Source organism: Mycobacterium sp. NGS50 (genome assembly GCF_059812545.1).
The window spans coordinates 36343-58552 of sequence record NZ_JCALCW010000004.1 but is presented as its reverse complement, the minus strand read 5'-3'; the positions used below and the strand labels follow the sequence as shown (position 1 = coordinate 58552).

Genomic DNA, 22210 nt, shown 5'->3' with positions numbered 1-22210 from the left:
CATGGAGGAGGTGTCCCATGAACGACACTCGGTTCATTTCCCGCGCCGCACGCCGGTTCTTCGTGTGCCTCGCGGTGGCGTCCACCTGCCTGGCCAGCGGGTGGGCGGCGCCACCGGCGATGGCCGCGCCCGCCTGGCCCAATCCCGCGTGCGGCGACACCGGCGACAACATCGACCTGTGGAATGACGTCAAGGACGCGAAGCCGTTGAAGAAGGGCAACAACATCGAAGTGGTCTGGCCGAAGAACAATCGGGATCTGGGCTACGCCATCCACGACGGCGGGAAAGGGAAAGCGGCGAGCAAGTACAACCTGCTGCTCATCGCCGCGATCCGGGAGTTGGGAGTCGAGTGCCCCAACCTGCTGGATGCTGGTGCGGCCAACTATTTCCAGGAAGCGCGGCAGAAAACCAGTCACCTCCCGATGGGCACCGACTGGGCGATCGGCATCAACTCGGCACACGGGCGCACCCGTGCCCAGCTGCACATTCACCTCAGCCGGATCCAGCCGGCCGCCCGCACGGATCTCAACAACGCGTCGAAGTCGATCCCGACGACGGAGTCCAAATGGGCCGAGTCGGTGATCACCGTGATGGGCAAGAAGTTCCGGGCATGGAACGCCCCCAACCTGGATCGCAACATCTTCGCTGTGCTCAACGACCAGGTGGTGAAAGGACTTGCCGCACAAAAGGTCGGGATGGGCGACGAAACTATCTTCGTGACGGCGAACAAGAAGGGCAACGGCGTGATCGTCCTCAGTAGCGACGAGGTCAGCAAGGCGACCAACCCGGGGGCGAAGAACATCGAGTTTCTGATGAACGAAGCCCCCAAGTAAACCTCAGTTGCGGGCCAGGATCACCGACAACACCCGCTGCAACTCGGTATCCGGATCTGTCGGCAGCGCGTCGACCCGCCATCCGATCATGTCGTCGGGACGGATCAGCAGCGCACCGTCGGGCGTGAGTCCGGTGGCGCGCAGCCAGGCGTCATCGGCGATCCGATGCACCGCCAACGGGATGCCCAGGGCTTCCGATGCGCGCAACGCGGCGGCCTGCCACGGCGCACCCCGGTCTCCGGTGAACACGGCGAAGCCCGCGCCGAGCAGGTCGAGCGTCGAAACCCGTTGGCCGCCACGCATCAACCAGACGTGCGGAACCCGGGTCCCGGGCTGGCCGTGCAATTCCGGCACCAGCGACACGGCGTCTGGGTCGGCCGGCGCCGGCTCGTCGCTCACCACGGCGGCCGACCGATACTGGTGGCCGATGAGTAACGCGAACATCGGCGCTTCCTCGTCGGGAGGCAACCCCGGTACCTCGTCGTTCACCTGCAGTAGGTGCAGCGACGGCCCGGTCAGCGACTGACGAGCGCTGAAGCGGCCGACCGGGTGCCGCTCGGCGTGGTAGGTGTCCAACAACGACGCACCGGCCATCCCGGTCAGCACCGCGGCAAGCTTCCAGGCCAGATTGTGTGCGCTCGCAATGGCGCAGTTTGCGCCACCGGCCTTGAACGGCGGCATGGAATGTGCCGAGTCGCCGACGAGAAACACCCTGCCGCAGCGGAATTGCTCGGCTACCCGCTCGTAGGGCTGCCATGGCGCGACATCGACGATCTCGAGATCAATGCGCTCCCCTATCGCCTTGGTGAGCATCTCCCGGCACCGGTCGACGGTGAATTGCTCGGCGTGCTCCGCCCGGCCGGGCAGGTAGGTGCAGGCCAACATGCCGAAGTCGTCGCGCACCGGTAGAAAGATGCCGTCCACGTCGTCGTTCTTGACATGGATGGCGTCGCCGTCGCCGAGCTGGGGAACGAACCTCCGCCACGGCCCCCGGAAATAGATGAACACCAGATAGATCGGCAGCGCCCCATGCCCGGAGGTCGGCACTCCGAGTGCACCACGGACCGGACTGTGCACGCCGTCGGCGGCCACCAGGTAGTCGGCGCGCACCGTCTGAGACACACCCGAATCCCGGTCGCGTACCACGGCGGTGACGCCGGTCGCGTCCTGCCGAAACGAGCACAGTTCGGTGCCGTAGCGCGCCTGGCTGCCGCACCGGCGAATCTCCTCGAGCAGCATCGGCTCGAACGCGCTCTGCGGACAGTACTGTGCGGACGGCTCGGGACTCAGCCCGTCGAACGGCGCGAAGATGGCGTCGACGTCAAACGCCTTTTGCTGCGCGGTGCTGTTCAGCGCGGGTTTGGTGGGCATGTCCGAAACGCCCTCGGCGACCGCATGGACCCGCTCGGCGAGGCCCAGGCCGCGCAGGATCTCCAGGCTGCGAAAGCTCAGGTTGCGGGCCTTCGGGTAGATGAAAGTCTCGCGGCGCTTCTCGACCAGCAGCGAGCGGACACCGTGTTGTGCCAGCAACGTGGAGACGCTCAGGCCGGCGGCACCCGCGCCGACGATCAGCACCGGAACCCGGTTCTCGTTCATCGCCACCTCCTCGCTAGGCGGAACTAATCAGTTCCGCTTAGGTCCAATGTGGCACTCCCCGCGTCGCGGCGCAACCGGCTAGGGTGCGGGTGCACCGGCCAGCGGGAGAATCACGTCGTCGAGCACCCGGCGGACATAGACCCGGTCGATCGGCCGCCCGGTGATCATCCGCAGGACGTTGAGGCCCAGCGCGGCGTCGGGGATCAGGCTCAGGTCGCGGCCGGCCGGGATCTCCCCGCGTGCCACCGCGTGGTCGAGCAACGCCCGGATCACCTGGCGCGGCGGCGACAGCACGAGGTCGTCGAGGGCGGCGGCCAGGACGGGGTTGTGCATCGCGGCCGTCGCGACCCCGATAATGACCCGAATTGTGCTCAGACCAGCATCATCGAACTCGGGTACCGCCGCGACCAGCGCGTCGATATCGCCGCGCAGGCTTCCGGTGTCGGGCGCCGCGACGGAGCCCTGCCCGCGCCGCCAGTGCGCGATCGCGTCGGCCACCACGACGGCCTTCGACGGCCAGCGACGATAGATCGCGGCCTTGCCAACGCCGGCACGCGCCGCGATGTCGTCCATGCTCAGCCGGTCATATCCCGCTTCTGCCACCCCCTGCAGTGCTGCATCGAGGATGGCCGCGTCCAGCGACCGATCGAGGCGTCGCGGGCTTCGCGGCCGCCGCCCGACGCCGGCCGTCGGGACGCTGTCAGACTCCATGTCGTTTGCCCTAACCGAGACTTATGAGTTCCGCATCAGTCTATCTGCCGCGCTGATGGTGCGCTCCAGGATGACGGGTAGACCCTTGACACCGGCGGACATCGGGCCCATTATTCATCATGCGATGATTTCATCGGTCGATGAATAAGTGTCGCTGCGACACCAGGAGGACGGTTCGATGCCCGGATACCTCGCCGCCACGGTACTTCTGCTCACTTTCGGCATGGTGGTGACGCGAGTGATCATGTTGCGCCGCAGCGGGACCCATCCGTTGCACCTCGGGAACATCGATAAGAAGGACTTCCTGATCCCGCCCTTCGCGCTGTTCTACTTCTATGTCGTTCTCGCCGCCGCCTTCGGTTGGCCTCAGGTCAGCCATCAGCGGCTCTTCACCTCCGACACCGTCGCCTGGATCGGGGTCGCGGTGTGTTGCGCGGGCGCACTGTTCGTGTTGCTGAGCCTGATCTCCTTCGGCCGGAGTTTCCGGGTGGGCATCGACGTGGATCAACCCGACAAGCTCGTCACATCGGGGGTGTTCGCCGTCAGCCGCAACCCGATATACGTGGGTTTCGGTCTGGTATTGCTCGGCGAATTTCTGGTGTTCCCCAACTGGATCCCGCTGGCCTACCTGGCGACAGCCCTATGGTTGTTCAACCGTCAAGTGCTGCGGGAGGAAGCCTTCATGCGGGAGCACTACGGCCAGGAGTACGCGAACTACTGCGGCCGGGTCCGACGGTACCTGTAAACGCCGGGTCACTCGCAACAGCGGAGGGCTAGCCGGCCAGGAACTGCGCGGCCACCTCCACGACCTTCTCCCTGTCCGCCGGCACCAGGCCGATCCGGGTACGACGGTCGACGATGTCGCCGACCTCGAGCGCGCCCTCGTGGGTGACGGCGTACTCGAATTCGGCACGGATGACGTCGATCCCCTCGGCGACCGGCTCGCCGGGCCGCTCGCAGGTGGCGGCGGCCAGCACGTTGGCGGCCTCGGCCCCGTACCGCAGGACCAGCGACTCGGGCACGCTGGCCATCGGTGGCACCACGGAGCCGGGATTGGCCGGCGCACCGACCAGGGGCAGATCGCGGGTACGGCACGGCGCGGCCGACAGGCGCCGCATCTTGACCGTCCGGTTGAGCACATCGGCTGCCATGTAGCGGTATTCGGTCAGCTTGCCGCCGATCACGCTGATCACGCCGGTCGGCGCCTCCACCACCGCGTGGTCGCGTGACACGTCGGCCGTCCGGCCTTCGCCGGTGTCGATCAGTGGCCGTAGTCCCGCGTAGGAGCCGATCACATCAGCCTCGCTCACCGCGGTTCCCAGCGCGGTGTTCACCGTGTCCAGCAGGAAGGTGACCTCTTCCGGCGTCGGTTGCGGCACATCGGGAATCGGGCCGGGCGCCTCTTCGTCGGTGAGCCCCAGGTACACCCGGCCCAACTGCTCGGGCATGGCGAACACGAAGCGGTTCGACTCGCCCGGAATCGGTACCGTCAGTGCGGCGGTCGGGTTGCCGAAGGCCTCGGCGTCGAACACCAGATGCGTTCCACGGCTGGGCCGCAACGTCAGCGTCGGGTCGATCTCTTCGGCCCATACGCCGGTGGCGTTGATCACCGCGCGTGCGGTCACGTCGAACGACTCGCCGCTGCGCTGGTCGGTCAGCCGCACCGAGGTGCCGGTCACCTCCGAGGCCGCCACATAGGTCAGGATCCGGGCGCCGTGCGAGGCGGCGGTGCGCGCCACTGCGGCGACCAGCCGGGCGTCGTCGATCAACTGCCCGTCGTAGGCGAGCACTCCGCCGTCGAGGCCGTCGCGCCGCACGGTCGGAGCCAGGTCGAGGACCTGCGCCGACGAGATACGCCGGGAACCGGGCAGCACCGTGGACGGGGTGCCGGCCAGCCGGCGCAATACGTCACCGGCCAGAAAGCCGGTGCGGACCAACGCGCGCTGCCCACATCCCATGGATCCGAGCAGCGGGACCAACTGCGGCATGGCCCGCACCAGATGAGGTGCGTTGCGGGTCATCAGGATTCCGCGTTCGATCGCACTGCGCCGGGCGATACCCACGTTTCCGGTCGCCAGGTAGCGCAATCCGCCGTGCACCAGCTTCGAACTCCACCGGCTGGTGCCGAACGCCAGGTCGTGCTTTTCGGCCAGCACCACCCGCAGTCCGCGGGTGGCGGCATCCAGGGCGATGCCGGCGCCGGTGATGCCGCCGCCGATCACGACGACATCGACCGGCTCGCCGTCGGCCAGGGCCATCAATTCCACGGTGCGGCGGGTCGCGTTGAGCGCACTGGCGTCGGGGTTCACGACAGGTACCTGTTCAACGCGTAGGACAGTTCGACGGCCAGCGCGTCGGCGTCCAGGATCGGCGCCACCACCCGCGTCGACTGGATCGCCGACTGGGTGATCAACAGGCACATCGCCGCCAGCTGTCGTGGGTCGCCCTCCCGGACGCTGCCGTCGGCCTGCGCGGCGCTGAGTTCCAGGGCGGCAACGTCGATCAGCCGCCGCTGGCTGGCGCCCATCCGCTCGGCGATGTACACCATCGCAAGCTCCGGTGCGTGGTAGAGCACCTCCATGACGACCTCGTCTCGGCGCAGCCGCGCTGCCACCGCAATGATCCGCTCGACCAGGGCCTCACGTCCGCTACCCGACGCGGCGGGCACATGAATCCAGGCGTCGGTGATCCGCACGGTGAGCAGCGCGGCGATCACCGACCGGCTGTCCGGCCAGCGCCGATACACCGTGGGGCGGCTGACGCCGGCACGGCGCGCGATCGCCGCCAACGTCACCCGGTCGACTCCCAACGCGAGCACACAACTGGCCGCGGCGTCCAGGATCCGGTCGCCCGCATCCCCCGGCTCATCATTACTAGTTGACAACATGTGTAATACTGTAACGCATGACAGCGTCCGATGCCCAGGCCACGTTCACGCCCCCGATGAAGTGGAACGCCTGGGGCGACCCAGCCGCCGCAAAGCCCCTGTCCGACGGGATTCGCCAGCTGCTCAAGGTGGCGCTCGGGGTGGACGGCACCAGCGCCGCGGAGCCCGACGCCGATCAGGTGCAGTTGCGTCCGTCGTCGCTGTCCGACGCCGATCGCCAGGCGCTGTCGCAGATCGTCGGCGCGGAGTTCTGCCGTGTCGACCAGCCCGGACGGCTGCTGCGTGCCGGAGGGAAGTCGACGCTGGATCTCTTGCGGCGCAACGACTCCGGAATCCAGGACGCACCCGACGCGGTGCTGCTGCCGGGCGCTGACGACGAGGTCGCGGCGATCCTGGAGTACTGCAGCCAGCACGGCATCGCGGTGGTCCCGTTCGGGGGCGGCACCAGCGTGGTCGGCGGGCTGGACCCGATCCGCGGCGAGTTCGCCACCGTGGTGTCGCTGGACCTACGGCGCTTCGACCAACTGCTGTCGCTCGACGAGGTGTCCGGTGAGGCCGAGTTGGGCGCCGGCGTCACCGGGCCGGACGCCGAACGCCTGCTCGGCGAGCGCGGCTTTTCGCTCGGCCACTTTCCGCAGAGCTTCCAGTTCGCCACCATCGGCGGTTTCGCCGCCACCCGGTCCTCCGGCCAGGATTCGGCCGGCTACGGCCGCTTCGACGACATGATCCGCGGGCTGCGGACCATCACCCCGGCCGGCGTGCTGGATCTGGGTCGTGCCCCGGCCTCGGCGGCCGGCCCGGACCTGCGCCAGCTGCTGATCGGTTCGGAGGGCGTGTTCGGCGTCATCACCCGGGTCCGGGTGCGGGTGCATCCGGTGCCGGCGACCACCCGTTACGAGGCGTGGTCGTTCCCGGACTTCACCACCGGCGCCGCGGCGCTGCGCGCGATCACCCAGACCGGCACCGGCCCGACCGTCGTGCGGCTCTCCGATGAGGCCGAGACCGGCGTCAACCTGGCCAGCACCGAGCAGATCGGCGAACAGCAGATCACCGGCGGCTGCCTGGCCATCACGCTGTTCGAGGGCACCGCCGAACACACCGAGAGCCGCCATGCCGAAACCCGCGCGGTGCTGGCCGCGCACGGCGGCACCTCGCTGGGCGAGGAACCGGCTCGGGCCTGGGAGCACGGCCGGTTTTCCGCACCGTACCTGCGTGATTCGCTGCTGGCCGCCGGAGCACTGTGCGAGACACTGGAGACCGCCACCGACTGGTCGAACGTTCCCGCACTCAAGGCCGCCGTCACCGACGCGCTGACCACGGCGCTGGCCGACAGCGGCACCCCGGCATTGGTGCTGTGCCACATCTCGCACGTCTACCCGACCGGGGCATCGCTGTACTTCACCGTCGTCGCCGGACAGCGCGGCAATCCGATCGAGCAGTGGCGGGCCGCCAAAGCCGCTGCGTGCAACGCGATCATGAGCACCGGCGGAACCATCACCCACCACCACGCCGTGGGTGCCGACCATCGGCCGTGGATGGGCCAGGAGGTCGGCGAACTGGGTGTGCAGGTGCTGCGCGCGGTGAAGGCCACGCTGGATCCGGCGGGAATCCTCAACCCCGGCAAACTGATCCCATGAGTTCTCGGCGCCAGATCGCCCGCGTCACGCTGCTGACCAATCCGGCGGCCGGGCACGGCAATGCCCGGCACGCTGCCGAACGGGCGCTCGCGCAGTTCCAGCGGCGCGGCATCGACGTCAACCACATCGTGGGCTCCGATCCCCAGCACGCGCGCCAGCTGCTCGACGAGTCGCTGACCGCCGGCACCGACGCGGTGGTGGTGGCCGGCGGTGACGGTGTCATCTCGCTGGCCCTGCAGTCGCTGGCGCTGAGCGACGTACCGCTGGGGATCGTGCCGGCCGGCACCGGCAACGACCACGCCCGCGAATACGGTTTGCCCACCGGCGATCCCGAGGCCGCCGCCGACGTCGTGGCCGACGGCTGGACCGAGACCATCGATCTGGGCCGCATCGAACCCGATGGTGCCGCACCGTCCTGGTTCGGCACCGTGATGGCGGCCGGCTTCGATTCGCTGGTCAGCGATCGGGTCAATCGGATGCGCTGGCCGCACGGCCGGATGCGCTACAACGTGGCCATGGTGGCCGAGATGTCCAAGCTGCGGCTGCTGCCGTTCCGGCTGACGTTCGACGACGACGAGCCGCTGGACATCGATCTGACGCTGGCGGCGTTCGGCAATACCCGCAGCTATGGCGGCGGGATGCTGATCTGCCCGGGTGCCGATCACGCCGACGGCCTGCTGGACGTCACCATGGTGCACTCGGATTCCCGCACCAAGCTGATCCGGCTGTTCCCCACCGTGTTCAAGGGCACCCATGTGAGCCTCGACGAGGTGAGCACCCGGCGGGCTACCTCGATTCGGGTGGAGTGCCCCGGGATCAACGCCTACGCCGACGGCGACTACGTCGCGCCGCTGCCGGTCACGGTGTCGGCGATACCGGGCGCACTGCAGATCCTGCGGCCTCACTAGCGCGAGCAGACACAGAATCGCACGCGCGGGGCCCGCGTCGTGCGATTCTGTGTCTGCTCGCGGTGGGGAATCAGCCCACGCCGCGGCTGAGCCAGCTCACCTCCGCACCGTCGCCGCCGTCGCGGTAAGCCTCCAATGCCTCATCCCAGGCCGTGCCGAGCGCCGAATCCAACTCGGCGGCCAACGCGTCGGCCCCGGCGGCCATCATCGACCGCAGCCGCATCTCGCCGACCATGATGTCGCCGTTGGCGCTCATCACCCCACTCCACAGGCCCAGCTGCGGGGTGTGGCAGAACCGCTGTCCGTCGACGCCGGCGCTGGGGTCCTCGGTGATCTCGAAACGCAGCACCGACCAGGAGCGCAGCGCGCTGGCCAGCCGGGCACCGGTGCCGACCGGGCCTACCCAGTTCGTCACCGCCCGCAGCTGTCCGGGCATCGCCGGTTGCGGCGTCCACTTGAGCTTGGCCGGAGCTGACGGAGTCCCCAAAGCTGAGGTCAATGCCCACTCGACGTGTGGGCACACCGCCGCGGGCGAGGCGTGGATATACACCACGCCGGTGGTCACCTCGGCGAACTGGTTCGACGCACGCATCTGCTGCTCCTTTGGCTCCAGGACGTCTTCCCCAACGGCCGGTGAGCGCATGTAAAGCAACGATGCTGCTGATATTGAAGTGTTGTGCGTGTCTATTGTGCCCTGTGAGGCGCATGTTGCGCTAGTCTGCGGGGCTACTTCACACACTCTCCTAATACCCGGTCGGCCAGCGCGGGCCACAACGGCAGCGCCCAGTCGCCGAAATCGCGGTCGGTGAGCACCACCAGGGCCACGTCTGCAGCCGGATCCGCCCAGATCAGGGTGCCCGACTGGCCGAAATGGCCGAAGGTGCGCGCGGAGTTCGCCGTCCCGGTCCAGTGCGGCGTCTTGGCTCCCTTGATCTCGAAGCCCAGCCCCCAGTCGTTGGGCCGTTGCACCCCGTATCCGGGCAGCACCCCGTCCAGGCCGGGAAACTGCACGGTGGTCGCCTCGGTGTGCATCGCCCCCGACACGGTGACCGGGTGCAGCAGATCGGCGGCGAACGCCGACAGGTCGGCCACCGTGGAGGTGGCGCCGAACCCCGCCGCCGCGGCCCCGCCGTCCAGCCGCGATGACGTCATGCTCAGCGGCGCGAAGATCGCCTCGGCCAGGTAGGTGTCGAACGCGATGCCGGAGGCCTGCTGTACCGCCTCGGCCAGCACCGCGAAGCCGTAGTTGGAGTAGATGCGCCGGGCGCCGGGTTTGGCGAGCACCTGACCGGAGAGCATCGCCAACCCGGACGCGTGCGCGAGCAGATGGCGAATGGTGGAACCGTCCGGCCCCGCGGCAGTGTCGAGTTCGACGGCGCCCTCCTCGACCGCGACCTGCACGGCGCGCGCCACCAGCGGCTTGGTCACCGAGGCCAGCGCGAATGGGCGACTGGTGTCTCCGCGGCTGGCCACGATGCCGGTCGGCCCCACCACCGCGGCGGCGACGTTGGGCACCGGCCAGTCGTCAAGAATTTCAAGCGCATCCATCGCGCGACAGCTTAGGCCAGGTTCGCCTTGACGAATGCCGCCAGCGCATCGGCGAATTGGCTGGAGAACGGCAGTGGCTCGGTGTAGCCGCCCGCTGTCTTGCTGGGGTCCTCCTTGAGAGCGTGACTGACGCCGGCCAGATGCACGTAGTCGGTCTTGGCGTCGGCCGCCGCCAAGCCGGACACCAGGTGGTCGACGTCGTGGCAGCTGACCTGGATATCGGCGTCGCTGCACGTCACCAGCACCGGCATCGCCGACGGCAGTTCGGCGGCAACTGCGGCGGGGTCGATGGCATCTTCTTGGGCGAGGGCGTGGGCGTTGACGGCGTTGATGACCGGTCTGAGGCCAGGCGGCACATCGGACGGGACCTGTCCGGTCGCCCGGAACGCGGCGATGGCGCGATCGATCGCCGCTGTGCTCTCCGCGGCCTGCGCGGCCGTGACCTGTCCGGCCTGTACGGCGGCGTCGGCCTGCGCGCGGGCTTGCTGGGACACCGCGTCGAGGATGCGGATGGCGGCCGGCTCCACCAGCGCCAGCGCCCGCACCGACGGCGCCGTCCCCGGCGCAGCGGCCGCCGCCCGCAGGGCGAACAGCGCCCCTTCGCTGTGGCCGAGAATCATCATGCGCGCGCGATCGACACCGGGTCGATCGGCCAAGAACCCCAGCGCGGCGCGCACCTCATCTTCAAATGCGGACAGGCCGATGGTTGCGGGATCTGCGGTGTAATGGCCCAGACCGGTCTGACCGCTACCCAGCTTGTCGTATCGCAGGCTCGCTACCCCGTCCTCGGAGAGCGCCTGCGCGGCATTGCGCAGGGTGTCGATCGTTCCCGGTAACAGGGCAGTGTTGCCGTCCCGGTCGGTCGGTCCGCTGCCGGCGATCAACAACGCGCCGGGCACCGATGCCCCGGGGCCGCCCGGGTGCCGGAAGGTGCCGTACACCGTCATGCCCCCCGCGGTGAACGTGACCGGTTCATCCACCCAGGAAGGCGAGCGCGTCGTGCATCCGGTCAGCCCGTTGCTTGCCACGATCAGCACCGCTGCGGCCAGCCCGTGCGCCACCCGAGGAGCCATGACGGCGGAGCCTAACAGCGGAGCGTGCCAAGCAAGCGTTAGTTTGTAATCCATGAGTCAAACGGTGCGCGGCGTGATTTCACGTGAAAAGGGCCAACCCGTCGAACTGGTGGACATCGTGATCCCCGATCCGGGTGCCAACGACGTCGTCGTCAAGGTCACCGCCTGCGGGGTGTGCCACACCGACCTGACCTACCGCGAGGGCGGCATCAACGACGAATACCCGTTCCTGCTCGGCCACGAGGCCGCCGGCGTCGTCGAGGCGGTGGGTTCGGCGGTGACCGCCGTGCAGCCCGGCGACTTCGTGGTGCTCAACTGGCGCGCGGTGTGCGGGCAGTGCCGGGCCTGCAAGCGTGGCCGGCCGCAGTACTGCTTCGACACCTTCAACGCGTCGACGCCGATGACGCTGATCGACGGCACCGCACTGACCCCGGCGCTGGGCATCGGCGCGTTCGCCGACAAGACGCTGGTCCACGAGGGGCAGTGCACCAAGGTCGACGCGGCCGCCGACCCGGCGGTGGCCGGGCTGCTGGGCTGCGGGGTGATGGCCGGCCTGGGCGCGGCGATCAACACCGGCGGCGTCAGCCGCGACGACACCGTGGCGGTGATCGGCTGCGGCGGCGTCGGGGACGCCGCGATCGCCGGTGCGGCCCTGGTCGGGGCCCGGCGCATCATCGCCGTCGACACCGACGACACCAAGCTGGCCTGGACCCGCGACTTCGGAGCCACCGACACCGTCAACGCCCGCACCCAGGATGCGGTCGAGGCGATCCAGGACCTCACCGACGGTTTCGGCGCCGACGTGGTGATCGACGCGGTCGGGCGCCCGGAGACCTGGAAGCAGGCGTTCTACGCCCGCGACCTCGCGGGCACGGTGGTGTTGGTGGGTGTGCCGACGCCCGACATGCGCCTGGACATGCCGCTGATCGACTTCTTCTCCCGCGGCGGGTCGCTCAAGTCGTCGTGGTACGGCGACTGCCTGCCCGAACGCGACTTCCCCACCCTGATCAGCCTGTATCTGCAGGGCCGGCTGCCGCTGGAGCGGTTCGTCTCCGAACGCATCGGGCTCGGCGATATCGAGGAAGCGTTCCACAAGATGCACGGCGGCGGGGTGCTGCGCTCGGTGGTGGTGTTGTGACCAGCGGTGTTCAACGCGTGGTCACCCACGGCACCTTCGAACTCGACGGCGGCAGTTGGGAAGTCGACAACAACATCTGGATCGTCGGCGACGACGCCGACGTGGTGGTGTTCGACGCCGCCCACGACGCGGCCCCGATCGTCGACGCGGTCGGTGGGCGCAATGTGGTGGCGGTGGTGTGCACGCACGGCCACAACGACCACATCACGGTGGCCCCGCAGTTGGGCCGTGCGCTCGACGCACCGGTGCTGCTGCATCCGGCCGACGACATGTTGTGGCGGATGACGCACCCCGACAGCGATTTTCGGGCGGTGGATGACGGTGACACGCTGCGCGTCGGCGGGTTGGAGTTGCGGGCGCTGCACACCCCGGGACACTCACCCGGGTCGGTGTGCTGGCATGCCCCCGACCTGGGGGCGGTGTTCAGCGGCGACACCCTGTTCGCGGGCGGCCCCGGCGCCACCGGGCGTTCCTTCTCCGACTTCCCCACCATCCTGGCGTCCATCTCGCAGCGCCTGGGCGCGCTGCCCGCCGACACCGTCGTCTACACCGGCCACGGCGACAGCACCACCGTCGGCGACGAGATCGTGCACTACGACGAGTGGGTGGCCCGCGGCCACTGAACCCTACCCTCGTTGACTCTGCGCTGACGGCGCGGATTCGGGCCGAAATCGCGCCCTGGGCGCAGAGTCATCCCTGAAAGGCGGGCCGCTAGAGCTCGTCGAGGATTCGGCGCTTTTCCGCCTGGAACTCCGCGTCGGTCAACGCGCCGCTATCGCGCAGCGCCGCCAGGTGTCTGAGCTGTTCGATCCGGATGCCCTCGCCGGTGGGTTCGTAGCTGGGCGCGCCGAACGACGCGGGCCCGGGATCGGGCGGCAGGAACGCCGACGGCGCCGACGCCACCGCGGGCTTCGGGGTGCGCACCGACGCCCAGATTCCCGCGCCCAGGCCCAGCAGCGCCACCACGAACAGCGCGACGAACGCCCACACCAGGACGTCCAGCGAACTGTCGTGACCGAATGCCAGCCGCGGGTTGATGTATCCGTTGACCTGTCCTTCGGTGGTGATCGCGTAGCGGCCTTCCGCCGGGACCTGGATACGCCACACCCGACGCCGCGAATCGTTGTTGACCGTCGTTGTCCCGCCGAAGCTTTCGGTCACCTGCGGGTCGGCGACGCCGGCCGGCGGGTCGATGCTGATCCCCAGCGGCGGTACCGGCAACCCCCCGCCGTTGGGACTGCCGATGACCTGGGTGTGAAAGCTGACCGTCACCTCGCCGGCGGGCAGCTGCACCGTGCCCGAACCCGGGATGGGCACCTCGCCGTAGGCGTCGTAACGGTCCAGCACGAACAGGTTCAGGACCAGCGAGACGACGAAGCCGACGATGGAGACTCCCAACAGCACGCCGGAACCCACCACCGCGACGCGGGGCCACCTCATCAGCGAAGTGTGCCACGCTACTGCTGCACGCGCGGCAAACCCGGAATGTGCGGGATGTGCGGTACCTCTGACGGTTGCGAGGACGGGGTTGTCGTCAACGGGCCGGTGGTGGCCGACGACGGCATCGGTGTCGTCGGAGCCGGGGCCGTGCTGGCCGGAGTGGTGCGCGGCAGCGTCGCCGTGGGCTCCGGCGGGGGCGGCGCCTCGGTGATCTCGGGCTCCCCGGTGTCCACCGGTTCGGGAATCGTTTCCATCGGGGGCGGCGGGATCACCGGGCTGGGCGGCGCTGTGGTGGTCGTGGTGCGGTGTGTGCTTGTGGTGCTCGACGGCGGCGGCGTCACCGTCGGCTGCACCGCGCCGCCGTGCGAGCGCACCAGCATGGCGATCCCGATGATGGCGGCCAGAACAATCGCGGCCAGACCGGCGGCCAACGCCAGCGCCGCAGGCCGGCGCGCCCACGCTCGCACGGTGTCCATCACGCTGGCCTTCTGACCCATCCGCGCGGCCACGGCAGCGTCGCCGGCGCGGACCAATGCGGTGACTCCCCCGCCGGACTGCCCCTCACCGGCCAGCAGCGCGGCGCCCAGCGCCGCGGCGAACTGCGGCTGCGGGGCGGTGATCACCGGTACCTGGAAGCACTCCGAGAGCCCGGCGATGACCCCGGGAATATTGGCTCCGCCACCGACCGCGGCGATCGCCACCAGGCCACCACTGATTCCGTTGTGCTCCAACCCACTTCGCAGCACGTCATAGAACGTCGTCAGCGGCCGGCTGACGACGTCGTCAAGGTCGGCCCGGGTCAGCTCGACGTCCCCCTGAAAACCCGGAAGGTCGACGTTCAATACCGTCGACGCGGCCACCGACAGCTGCTCCTTGGCGTCGCGGCACTGGGCGCGCAGCCGGGCCAGCGATCCGATGCCCGAGGACAGTGAGCCGTCGAAGGTGCCGCCCGCGGACAACTCCGCCACCACGTGATTGACCAGGGCCTGATCGATCAGCTCACCGGAGAAGCCGAGGTGGCGCAGGCTGGCACCGACCTGCGCATAGCCCCCGCGCTCGGCGGGGGCCAAATCGACGAAGGTCACCGTGGTCCCGCTCCCGCCGAAGTCGCACACCGCGACCATCCCGGTCGGCACATCGATCTCGGTCGGTAGCGCGGCCAGCGCACCGGCGACCTCGGAGACCAGCAGCAGACCTTGCGACCAGGCCGACACCCTGTTCAGCGCTTCGCGCAGGGCCGCCACCGCCGACAGGCACCAGTACGCCGGATAGGTCACCCCGGCGACATCGGGCAACGGGCTGCCACCGGTCGCCGCATGGGCAAGCGCGCGCAGCCCGTCGGCGAGCAGATCCTCGGCACGGTGCTTGGATCCGTCGGTCGCCGTGATGCCGGCCGAGGCGCCGACCCGGTTGACGAAGTCGGCGATCACTAGACCCGGCTCGGTCAGGTTGATGTTCTCCGTCGGCCCCCCGACCTCGGACTGGCGGTGCGGGTACAGGGTCAGCACCGGCCTGCGGGTCAGCGAGCTGTCGGCGGTAACGGCTGCCAGGTTGGTGGCCCCAACCGACAGACCTATCGCTGGCTGCATCCGTCCTGCCGTCCACTTTCCGGTGTCCACGACGTGCCCGCGCACATCGGCAACCAATGTATCTGTTTTCGCGGAGCCGTTGGCGAGGTGCCGTGCGCGCAGATTATGCGGCAACACGGCCGCGCGCGTCCCGTGGGATCGCGCCGGCTGGCGGTACTCTCATCTTCGTGGGCGCTCAACGCCTATGCGGCGTTGCACAATTCCTTAGCCGACAGATGATGCCCGTCGGCGGTGGCAGTCGATTCTCTTCTCGCAGTGCGCGCGTCCGCATTCTGGGATATACCCGATGTGGAAACAGGAGGACGAACATGACTCGCCGACCGCTCCACGCTGTCACCCGATTCCCGATCGCCGCGATCGCCGCGGCGGCCGGCACACTGATCGGCCCGTTGATGCCCTACGCATCCGCCCAGCCGTGCCCCGACGTCGAGGTGACGTTCGCGCGCGGCACCGGCGAAGCCCCGGGGGTCGGGCCGACCGGGGACGCATTCGTCAACGCGCTGCGCCCGAAGGTCGGCGGCAAATCCGTCGGGGTGTACGCCGTCAACTACCCGGCCAGCGACGACTGGCCCACCGCCGTCGACGGGGTGCGTGACGCGGGCGCCCACATCGAATCGATGGCCACGAGCTGCCCCAACACCAGGATGGTGCTCGGCGGCTTCTCCCAGGGCGCCGCGGTGGCCGGTTTCGTGACCTCCGAAGTGGTGCCCGCCGAGGTGGATCCGGCCACCGTGCCCCGCCCCTTGCAGCCCGACGTCGCCAACCACGTGTCGTCGGTCGTACTGTTCGGGAAGCCCAACGTGCGGGCGATGAACTTCCTGGGTCAGCCTCCGGTCGTGATCGGCCCGCTGTATGTCGGCAAGACCATCGAGCTGTGCGCGACCGACGACCCGGTGTGCTCGGAGGGGCTGGAATTCGCCGCACACAATTCCTACGCGTCCGGCGGGTTGGTCGAGAGGGCGGCCACGTTCGCAGCCAACCACCTCTGAGTCTGACGCGCCCCTGCCAAATTGGCTGACGTCGCCCTGCTGTCGGTGGCGTTGACGTAAAATCCGCACCACCCGGCCGCAACGGACCCGACAACGGTGACGGATCACGGAGCCGGCCGGTTTTGCTGTTGGAGGGGTCGTTGAACGGATCTCAGTTCGGGAAGTACCGACTGATCGAGTTGTTGGGCCGCGGCGGAATGGGCGAAGTCTGGCGCGCGCATGACACTGTCATCGACCGGATCGTCGCCATCAAGATCCTGCCCGCGGAGATTTCCCGCGACGCGCTGTTCCTGCAGCGGTTCCGCCGTGAAGCCCACGCGGTTGCACGGGTGAACAGCCCGCACGTCATCCCGATTCACAATCACGGTGAGATCGACGGTCGCCTGTTCGTGGACATGAAGCTGGTCGAGGGCCGCGACCTGCAGTCGGTGCTGAACTACGGGCCGCTGCACCCGCAGCGGGCCGTGCACATCGTCGATCAGATCGCCCGGGCATTGAACGCCACCCACAAGATCGGTCTGCTGCACCGCGACGTGAAGCCGTCCAACGTGTTGCTCGACGACGACGACTTCGCCTACCTGATCGACTTCGGAATCGCACGCGCAGCAGATGAATTGAACCTGACGGCGGCGGGCGACATCATCGGCACCTTCCACTACATGGCCCCCGAACGGTTCGGCAACAACGCCAATCTGGCCGACGCCCGGTCCGATGTCTACTCGTTGACCTGCGTGCTCTATGAGTGCCTGACCTCGCAGCACCCGTTCCCGGGCAACAGCATGGAACAGCAGATCACCAATCATCTGGTGACGCCGCCACCGCGGCCGTCGCTGATCATTCCGTCGGTGCCCAGAGATTTCGACATGGTGATCGCCCGCGGTATGGCCAAGAACCCCGGCGAACGGTTCGGCAGCGCAATGGAGTTGGCGCGCGCCAGCCACGAGGTCCTGGGGTCGCCGATCTCCGGGCCGATCTCGGGTCCGCAGCCGGTGGCCCACACCCAAATGGCCTCCGGTGGCCACATGACGCCGGGCACCGGTTTTTCGGTGCCACCGCCGGCACCACGCCCGATGCCCTCGGCGCCGGCACCCGCCGCCCCCGCCCCCGCCCCGCCGGCACCGGCGCAGGCGTGGTGGCGCCGCAAAACCTCCCTCATCGCCGCCGCGGTCGTCGCCGTCCTGGCGCTCGGCGGCACGGCCGCCGTCACGCTGACCCATCACGGGTCGCAGGAGGTCAACCCCCGCCAATCGATCATGCCGTTCACCGGGCTGCGCGAACCGCAAGGCCTGTCGGTGGACTTCGGCGGGACGATCTATGTCGCCGACACCCTGCACAATCGGGTGTTGGCGCTGCCGGCAGGCGCGACCGAACCGGCGCCGCTGCCATTCGACGGCCTCAACTACCCGACCGGGGTGACCGCGGACGCCAGCGGCAACGTGTACGTCAACGACGCCGGCAACAAACGGGTGGTGACCCTTCGGGCCGGCACCAATACCGTGACCATGCTGCCGTTTTCCGGGTTAGGGAACCCGACCGGCCTCTCGGTGAGCAGCAGCCGGGTGGTCTACATCGTCGACACCGAGAACGATCAGGTGATCGCCCTCGATGATGACTCGCACCGGCAATCGGTGCTGCCGTTCACCGGCCTGAAGGCCCCCACCGGTGTGGTGGTCGACGAAGGCGGCACCATCTACGTCGCCGACGGGGGCAACAACCGGGTGCTGTCCTTGCCCTCCGGTTCGACCTCGCCCAACGAGTTGCCGTTCACGGGCCTCAACGAGCCCGGCGGGGTGACCGTCGACAAGGACGGCAACGTGTATGTCACCGACAGCGGCAACAACCGGGTACTGAAACTCCCGGCCGGGTCCACCACCCAAACCGAACTTCCGTTCAGCGGACTGGACTACCCGTGGGGGCTGGCGGTGGACAACCTGGGCACCGTCTACGTCGCCGGCCACTCCAACCAGGTGATCTCGCTGAAACCGGAGTGAACGCTCAGCTCTCCAGCGCCGCCGCACACGCGTTGAGGATCTCCTCGAAGCTCGAGTGCAGCAGCCGACGGGTGAGCGGCTCCAGCAGCTTTCCACCCACCCACAGCGGATGGGTGTAGCTGCTGTCCCAATCGACCCGGGTGCGACCGCCGGACGGTGTGAACGTCAGGGTGCCGCCCTCGTGGTTGAACGGCGGAAACGACGACAGGATCAGGTAGGAGTAACTGTGCGGCGGGTCGTAGGCGGTGATCTCCTCCCGGAACCAGACGCCCAACCCGATCACCCGGCGCACCGCACCCAGGGCAGGCCCCGGAGCGTCCTGCTCCCATCGCGCCCGTAGGACCGCCGCCGGGACGGTCAGACCGGCGGGGTCGGCCAGCCATGCGAAAACCTGATCCGGCGGCGCGGCGATGGTCCGCTGCAGATGAAGCTCAACCATGCCGTCCAGGCTAGTGGCGCGCGCCGGGACCGTCGATCAGGGCAAGATATGACCGTGTTCGGGCTCGTCGTCATCGTCACACTGGTCACCACCGTCATCGTGGGGACGGTGCTGGGCAAGCGTTATCGCGTCGGCCCGCCGGTGTTGTTGATCCTGCTCGGCGCCGCGCTCGGCCTGATTCCCCGCTTCGGCGAAACCCAGCTCGACGGCGAAATCGTCTTGCTGCTGTTCTTGCCCCCGATCCTGTATTGGGAGAGCTTGAACACCAGCTTCCGCGAGATCCGGGCGAATCTGCGCGTCATCGTGATGGTCAGCGTGGGTCTGGTGATCGCGACGGCGGTCGTGGTGGCGTGGACAGCGCGATCGCTGGGGATGGAGCCGCACGCGGCCTCGGTGCTCGGCGCCGTGCTGTCGCCCACCGACGCGGCCGCGGTGGCCGGCCTGGCCAAGAAGCTGCCGCGGCGCCCACTGACCGTGCTGCGCGCGGAAAGCATCATCAACGACGGGACCGCGCTGGTGCTGTTCGCGGTGACCGTCGCCGTTGCGACCGGCAGCCCCGCGATCGGCCCGCTCGACCTGACGGTCCGGTTCGTCGGTTCCTATCTCGGCGGGATCGCCGCCGGGCTGCTGGTCGGGGTGGCGGTGGCGTTGCTGCGCCGCCGCATTGACGCGCCGCTGGAGGAGGGCGCGCTGAGCGTGCTGACACCGTTCGCGGCGTTCCTGCTGGCCCAGACATTCGACTGCAGCGGTGTGGTCGCGGTGCTGGTGTCCGCTCTGGTGCTCAGCTATGTCGGCCCGCGGGTGATCCGGGCCCGCTCACGGCTGCAGTCCTCGGCGTTCTGGGATATGGCGACCTTCTTGATCAACGGCTCGCTGTGGGTGTTCGTCGGCGTGCAGATCCCCAGCGCGCTGCACGGTATCGCCAACACCGGGGACGGGCTGGCTCACGCCCTGCTGCTGGCGCTGGCGGTGACCGGTGTGGTCATCGGGACCCGGATCGCCTGGACCGAAATCACCACCGTGCTGATCCGGGCCGTCGACCGGCGGCCCTCGCAGCGGGCCCGACGGGTCAGTTGGCGCCAACGCGCGGTGTCGAATTGGGCGGGTTTCCGTGGCGCGGTGTCGCTGGCCGCGGCGCTGGCCGTCCCGCTGACCACCCACAGCGGCGCGTTGTTCCCGGACCGCAACCTGATCATTTTCGTTGTGTCCGTGGTGATTCTGGTGACGGTCCTGGTTCAGGGCAGCACCCTGCCCGCCGTCGTGCGCTGGGCCCGGATGCCCGACGATGTCGCGCACGCCGACGAATTGCAGCTGGCCCGTTCCCGCGCGGTCGACGCGGCGCTGGCGGCGCTGCCGGCGGTGGCCGAGGAGCTGAACGTCGGCCCGAAGCTGTTGGCCCGGCTGCAGAAGGAATACCAGGATCAGGCCGCGCTGGTGAGCGCGCGCGCCGATGACTCCGAGGACAACGGACTTGCCCAGCGCGACGACTTGGTGCGCCGGGTGCAGCTGGTCGTGCTGGACCACAAGCGCCGGGCGGTCACCGAGCTGCGCGACCGCAACGAGATCGACGACATCGTGCTGCGCGAGGTGCAGACCGCGATGGACCTCGAGGAGGTCCAGCTGCTCGACGGCGCCGACTAGCGGTTTTCGGGCCGGGACTCCGCCGGTGTCCACGCCGCGGGCGGTGCCGGGCGCCCGGGGAACAGGAAATCGAGAAAGGCCGCCGCGGTGGGTTGCGGCTCGTGGTTGGCCAGACCCGGCCGCTCGTTGGCTTCGATGAAGACGTAGTCATCGCCGGTGACGTCGGGGACGACGAGATCGATTCCGGTGACCGGGATTCCGATCGCATCGGCGGCTGCCACCGCCACCCGGCACAGTTCGGGATGGACTTTTGCGGTGACATCGTGGATGGTGCCGCCCTGGTGCAGGTTGGCGGTGCGCCGGACCGGGAGCCGGGTGCCCTGGGGCAGCACGTCGTCGAGCGCCCAGCCGGCGGCCGCGACGGTCGACTCGGTGATCTCTTCGAGCGGGATGCTGGACTCGCCGGCGGTGGCCTCAGCGCGGCGCCGGCTCTCGGCGTCGATCAACTGCCGCACCGTGTGCTCGCCGGTGCCGATGACCTCGGCGGGGCGGCGCAGTGCGGCGGCCACCATCTTGCCGTCGATGACGACCAGTCGAAGATCGTCGCCGGCCACCCGCTGCTCGATCAGCACCTCGGGGTGCTGATCACGCGCGCGGGCGAGGGCGGTTGTCAGCTCGGCGGGATCGCTGTCGGCGGTGATACCCACCGTGATGCCCCTGCCCTGTTCGCCGCGGGTGGGTTTGACGACGACTTCGCCGACCTCGGCCAGAAAGTCGTGGTCGCCGTCGTCGAAGGTAGCCAGCCGGGCACGCGGAACGACGATGCCCACCTCGGCGACCAGCCGCCGGGTCAGCCGCTTGTCGTCGCACCGGCTCATGGCGATCGCCGAGGTGTATTCGGACAGCGACTCGCGGGTTATCACGCTGCGGCCGCCGTGGGACAGCCGCATCTCGCCGGTCTCCGCGTCCAGCACCTGGACATAGATCCCGCGACGCAGCGCCTCGTCGGCGATGATCCGCGCGTAGGGGTTGAGGTCTTCGACCGTTTCCGGCGGTGGGGTGAACAGCGGTTCGTTGATCGCGTTCTTGCGCTTGATCGCCATCACTGGGACGCGGCGGAACCCGAGCTTCTCGTAGAGGCCGATCGCGGCGTCGTTGTCGTGCGAGACGGACAGATCCAGATAGGCGCGGCCGGCGTCGCGGAAGTGTGCGGCCATCGCCCGGGTCAGGGCTTCACCGACGCCGGGCAGGGAGGCTGCCGGGTCAACGGCCAGCGTCCACACACTCGATCCCCCCTCGGGATCACCGAACAGCAGGGCGTGGTCGACACCGGTGACGGTGCCGATCACCTCGCCGTCCTCGTCGCGCACCGCGACCAGATACGTCACCGCCGGGGCATACAGATGGTTGTTCCAGGTCACGTCAACCGGTGCCGGCAGCATCCCGCAGCGCACGTAGACGCGGTTCATCGCGTCGGCGTCGGCGGACTTCTTGCACGTGCGCACCGTGACGCCGGGCGCCGAGGGTTGTGACGGTTGCCGATCGCGGAACCGCAGTCGGTAAGTGTGGCTGGGATCGATGAAGAATTCGCTCGGTGATTCGGCGACCAGCACGTGCGGCTCGCGTGCGTAGATGCAGATATCGCGTCGCCCCGGGCCCTCCCGGCGCAGCGCGGCCGCCAGGGTGCGGGCATCGCCGAAGGTCTGGCCGAACAACAACCGGCCCCAACCCAGTTCGAGTTCCACATCAGCGGCCATCGTGCCCGCCACCTGGGGCGGTGCGGCGTCGTGCAGGCTCAGCGTGATCGGCTCGCGTGGGTCGGCGGCGCTCATGCCGGCTCGTTTACCCAC

At 68.9% G+C, this 22210-nt stretch carries 20 protein-coding genes; 9 read left to right on the top strand and 11 right to left on the bottom strand.

Going from position 1 to position 22210, the window contains the following annotated elements; all coding sequences use genetic code 11:
* The first annotated feature begins 17 nt into the window (after positions 1 to 17).
* Complete coding sequence (locus AC5Y36_RS04280) at positions 18 to 833, top strand: CDP-diacylglycerol diphosphatase (RefSeq protein ID WP_500039616.1); 816 nt, start codon at positions 18 to 20, stop codon at positions 831 to 833.
* A 3-nt stretch (positions 834 to 836) separates the two neighbouring features.
* Here the strand turns inward: AC5Y36_RS04280 and AC5Y36_RS04275 are convergent, their stop codons facing one another.
* Entirely contained in the window at positions 837 to 2429 is a 1593-nt protein-coding gene (locus AC5Y36_RS04275) for an FAD-dependent monooxygenase (protein WP_500039615.1), read from the bottom strand.
* Between the two features lie 78 nt (positions 2430 to 2507).
* Complete coding sequence (locus AC5Y36_RS04270; protein ID WP_500039614.1) at positions 2508 to 3140, bottom strand: TetR/AcrR family transcriptional regulator; 633 nt, start codon at positions 3138 to 3140, stop codon at positions 2508 to 2510.
* Between the two features lie 178 nt (positions 3141 to 3318).
* Between AC5Y36_RS04270 and AC5Y36_RS04265 the strand changes: the two genes are divergently transcribed.
* Positions 3319 to 3885, top strand: a complete 567-nt coding sequence (locus tag AC5Y36_RS04265) for a methyltransferase family protein (protein WP_500039613.1) — start codon at positions 3319 to 3321, stop codon at positions 3883 to 3885.
* 28 nt (positions 3886 to 3913) lie between these two features.
* Here AC5Y36_RS04265 and AC5Y36_RS04260 read toward each other — a convergent pair whose 3' ends face one another.
* Both AC5Y36_RS04260 and AC5Y36_RS04255 read right to left on the bottom strand, forming a co-directional pair.
* Positions 3914 to 5398, bottom strand: a complete 1485-nt coding sequence (locus AC5Y36_RS04260; RefSeq protein WP_500039741.1) for a glycerol-3-phosphate dehydrogenase/oxidase — start codon at positions 5396 to 5398, stop codon at positions 3914 to 3916.
* Between the two features lie 47 nt (positions 5399 to 5445).
* Positions 5446 to 6027 (bottom strand): TetR/AcrR family transcriptional regulator, encoded by a 582-nt coding sequence (locus tag AC5Y36_RS04255; RefSeq protein WP_500039612.1) that lies wholly within the window; start codon positions 6025 to 6027, stop codon positions 5446 to 5448.
* A gap of 56 nt (positions 6028 to 6083) precedes the next feature.
* On the opposite strand from AC5Y36_RS04255, the gene AC5Y36_RS04250 reads away from it, so the two are divergent.
* Both AC5Y36_RS04250 and AC5Y36_RS04245 read left to right on the top strand, forming a co-directional pair.
* Positions 6084 to 7664, top strand: coding sequence for an FAD-binding oxidoreductase (locus tag AC5Y36_RS04250; RefSeq protein WP_500039740.1), 1581 nt, complete (start codon positions 6084 to 6086; stop codon positions 7662 to 7664).
* Positions 7661 to 8572: a diacylglycerol kinase gene (locus AC5Y36_RS04245; protein ID WP_500039611.1), complete on the top strand. Its 912-nt coding sequence runs from the start codon at positions 7661 to 7663 to the stop codon at positions 8570 to 8572. Before AC5Y36_RS04250 ends, AC5Y36_RS04245 begins: the two co-directional genes overlap by 4 nt.
* Positions 8573 to 8642: 70 nt before the next feature.
* Here AC5Y36_RS04245 and AC5Y36_RS04240 read toward each other — a convergent pair whose 3' ends face one another.
* The 3 genes from AC5Y36_RS04240 to AC5Y36_RS04230 form a co-directional block, all read right to left on the bottom strand.
* Positions 8643 to 9164, bottom strand: a complete 522-nt coding sequence (locus AC5Y36_RS04240; protein ID WP_500039610.1) for a DUF3145 domain-containing protein — start codon at positions 9162 to 9164, stop codon at positions 8643 to 8645.
* A 134-nt stretch (positions 9165 to 9298) separates the two neighbouring features.
* Positions 9299 to 10120, bottom strand: a complete 822-nt coding sequence (locus AC5Y36_RS04235; protein WP_500039609.1) for a serine hydrolase domain-containing protein — start codon at positions 10118 to 10120, stop codon at positions 9299 to 9301.
* 11 nt (positions 10121 to 10131) lie between these two features.
* Positions 10132 to 11193, bottom strand: coding sequence for an alpha/beta hydrolase family protein (locus tag AC5Y36_RS04230; protein WP_500039608.1), 1062 nt, complete (start codon positions 11191 to 11193; stop codon positions 10132 to 10134).
* 52 nt (positions 11194 to 11245) lie between these two features.
* On the opposite strand from AC5Y36_RS04230, the gene AC5Y36_RS04225 reads away from it, so the two are divergent.
* Entirely contained in the window at positions 11246 to 12331 is a 1086-nt protein-coding gene (locus AC5Y36_RS04225) for an S-(hydroxymethyl)mycothiol dehydrogenase (protein WP_500039607.1), read from the top strand.
* Complete coding sequence (locus AC5Y36_RS04220) at positions 12328 to 12954, top strand: MBL fold metallo-hydrolase (protein ID WP_500039606.1); 627 nt, start codon at positions 12328 to 12330, stop codon at positions 12952 to 12954. Before AC5Y36_RS04225 ends, AC5Y36_RS04220 begins: the two co-directional genes overlap by 4 nt.
* Before the next feature lie 88 nt (positions 12955 to 13042).
* Here the strand turns inward: AC5Y36_RS04220 and AC5Y36_RS04215 are convergent, their stop codons facing one another.
* Both AC5Y36_RS04215 and AC5Y36_RS04210 read right to left on the bottom strand, forming a co-directional pair.
* Positions 13043 to 13771: an SHOCT domain-containing protein gene (locus AC5Y36_RS04215; protein WP_500039605.1), complete on the bottom strand. Its 729-nt coding sequence runs from the start codon at positions 13769 to 13771 to the stop codon at positions 13043 to 13045.
* A 17-nt stretch (positions 13772 to 13788) separates the two neighbouring features.
* The gene (locus AC5Y36_RS04210; protein ID WP_500039604.1) at positions 13789 to 15360 is read right to left on the bottom strand and encodes an Hsp70 family protein; all 1572 of its coding nucleotides are present in this window, start codon (positions 15358 to 15360) and stop codon (positions 13789 to 13791) included.
* 308 nt (positions 15361 to 15668) lie between these two features.
* Here AC5Y36_RS04210 and AC5Y36_RS04205 point away from each other — a divergent pair, with 308 nt between their 5' ends.
* A complete protein-coding gene (locus tag AC5Y36_RS04205) occupies positions 15669 to 16349 on the top strand; it encodes a cutinase family protein (RefSeq protein ID WP_500039603.1) in 681 nt (226 codons plus the stop codon).
* A gap of 140 nt (positions 16350 to 16489) precedes the next feature.
* The gene (locus AC5Y36_RS04200; RefSeq protein ID WP_500039602.1) at positions 16490 to 18340 is read left to right on the top strand and encodes a serine/threonine-protein kinase PknD; all 1851 of its coding nucleotides are present in this window, start codon (positions 16490 to 16492) and stop codon (positions 18338 to 18340) included.
* Between the two features lie 4 nt (positions 18341 to 18344).
* Here AC5Y36_RS04200 and AC5Y36_RS04195 read toward each other — a convergent pair whose 3' ends face one another.
* On the bottom strand, positions 18345 to 18779 hold the full coding sequence (locus AC5Y36_RS04195; protein ID WP_500039601.1) for an SRPBCC family protein: 435 nt from the start codon (positions 18777 to 18779) through the stop codon (positions 18345 to 18347).
* 54 nt (positions 18780 to 18833) lie between these two features.
* Here AC5Y36_RS04195 and AC5Y36_RS04190 point away from each other — a divergent pair, with 54 nt between their 5' ends.
* A complete protein-coding gene (locus tag AC5Y36_RS04190) occupies positions 18834 to 20420 on the top strand; it encodes a Na+/H+ antiporter (protein WP_500039600.1) in 1587 nt (528 codons plus the stop codon).
* Here AC5Y36_RS04190 and ngg read toward each other — a convergent pair.
* Positions 20417 to 22192, bottom strand: coding sequence for an N-acetylglutaminylglutamine synthetase (gene ngg / locus AC5Y36_RS04185; RefSeq protein ID WP_500039599.1), 1776 nt, complete (start codon positions 22190 to 22192; stop codon positions 20417 to 20419). The genes AC5Y36_RS04190 and ngg overlap by 4 nt on opposite strands.
* Between the last annotated feature and the right edge of the window lie 18 nt (positions 22193 to 22210).

Excerpts from the sequence above, each read along its gene's own strand:
- AC5Y36_RS04280 (WP_500039616.1), top strand. The coding sequence starts at position 18 with ATGAACGACACTCGGTTCATTTCCCGCGCCGCACGCCGGTTCTTCGTG.
- AC5Y36_RS04275 (WP_500039615.1), bottom strand. The coding sequence starts at position 2,429 with ATGAACGAGAACCGGGTTCCGGTGCTGATCGTCGGCGCGGGTGCCGCC.
- AC5Y36_RS04270 (WP_500039614.1), bottom strand. The coding sequence starts at position 3,140 with ATGGAGTCTGACAGCGTCCCGACGGCCGGCGTCGGGCGGCGGCCGCGA.
- AC5Y36_RS04265 (WP_500039613.1), top strand. The coding sequence starts at position 3,319 with ATGCCCGGATACCTCGCCGCCACGGTACTTCTGCTCACTTTCGGCATG.
- AC5Y36_RS04260 (WP_500039741.1), bottom strand. The coding sequence starts at position 5,398 with ATGGCCCTGGCCGACGGCGAGCCGGTCGATGTCGTCGTGATCGGCGGC.
- AC5Y36_RS04255 (WP_500039612.1), bottom strand. The coding sequence starts at position 6,027 with ATGTTGTCAACTAGTAATGATGAGCCGGGGGATGCGGGCGACCGGATC.
- AC5Y36_RS04250 (WP_500039740.1), top strand. The coding sequence starts at position 6,084 with ATGAAGTGGAACGCCTGGGGCGACCCAGCCGCCGCAAAGCCCCTGTCC.
- AC5Y36_RS04245 (WP_500039611.1), top strand. The coding sequence starts at position 7,661 with ATGAGTTCTCGGCGCCAGATCGCCCGCGTCACGCTGCTGACCAATCCG.
- AC5Y36_RS04240 (WP_500039610.1), bottom strand. The coding sequence starts at position 9,164 with ATGCGTGCGTCGAACCAGTTCGCCGAGGTGACCACCGGCGTGGTGTAT.
- AC5Y36_RS04235 (WP_500039609.1), bottom strand. The coding sequence starts at position 10,120 with ATGGATGCGCTTGAAATTCTTGACGACTGGCCGGTGCCCAACGTCGCC.
- AC5Y36_RS04230 (WP_500039608.1), bottom strand. The coding sequence starts at position 11,193 with ATGGCTCCTCGGGTGGCGCACGGGCTGGCCGCAGCGGTGCTGATCGTG.
- AC5Y36_RS04225 (WP_500039607.1), top strand. The coding sequence starts at position 11,246 with ATGAGTCAAACGGTGCGCGGCGTGATTTCACGTGAAAAGGGCCAACCC.
- AC5Y36_RS04215 (WP_500039605.1), bottom strand. The coding sequence starts at position 13,771 with ATGAGGTGGCCCCGCGTCGCGGTGGTGGGTTCCGGCGTGCTGTTGGGA.
- AC5Y36_RS04210 (WP_500039604.1), bottom strand. The coding sequence starts at position 15,360 with ATGCAGCCAGCGATAGGTCTGTCGGTTGGGGCCACCAACCTGGCAGCC.
- AC5Y36_RS04205 (WP_500039603.1), top strand. The coding sequence starts at position 15,669 with ATGACTCGCCGACCGCTCCACGCTGTCACCCGATTCCCGATCGCCGCG.
- AC5Y36_RS04195 (WP_500039601.1), bottom strand. The coding sequence starts at position 18,779 with ATGGTTGAGCTTCATCTGCAGCGGACCATCGCCGCGCCGCCGGATCAG.
- ngg (WP_500039599.1), bottom strand. The coding sequence starts at position 22,192 with ATGAGCGCCGCCGACCCACGCGAGCCGATCACGCTGAGCCTGCACGAC.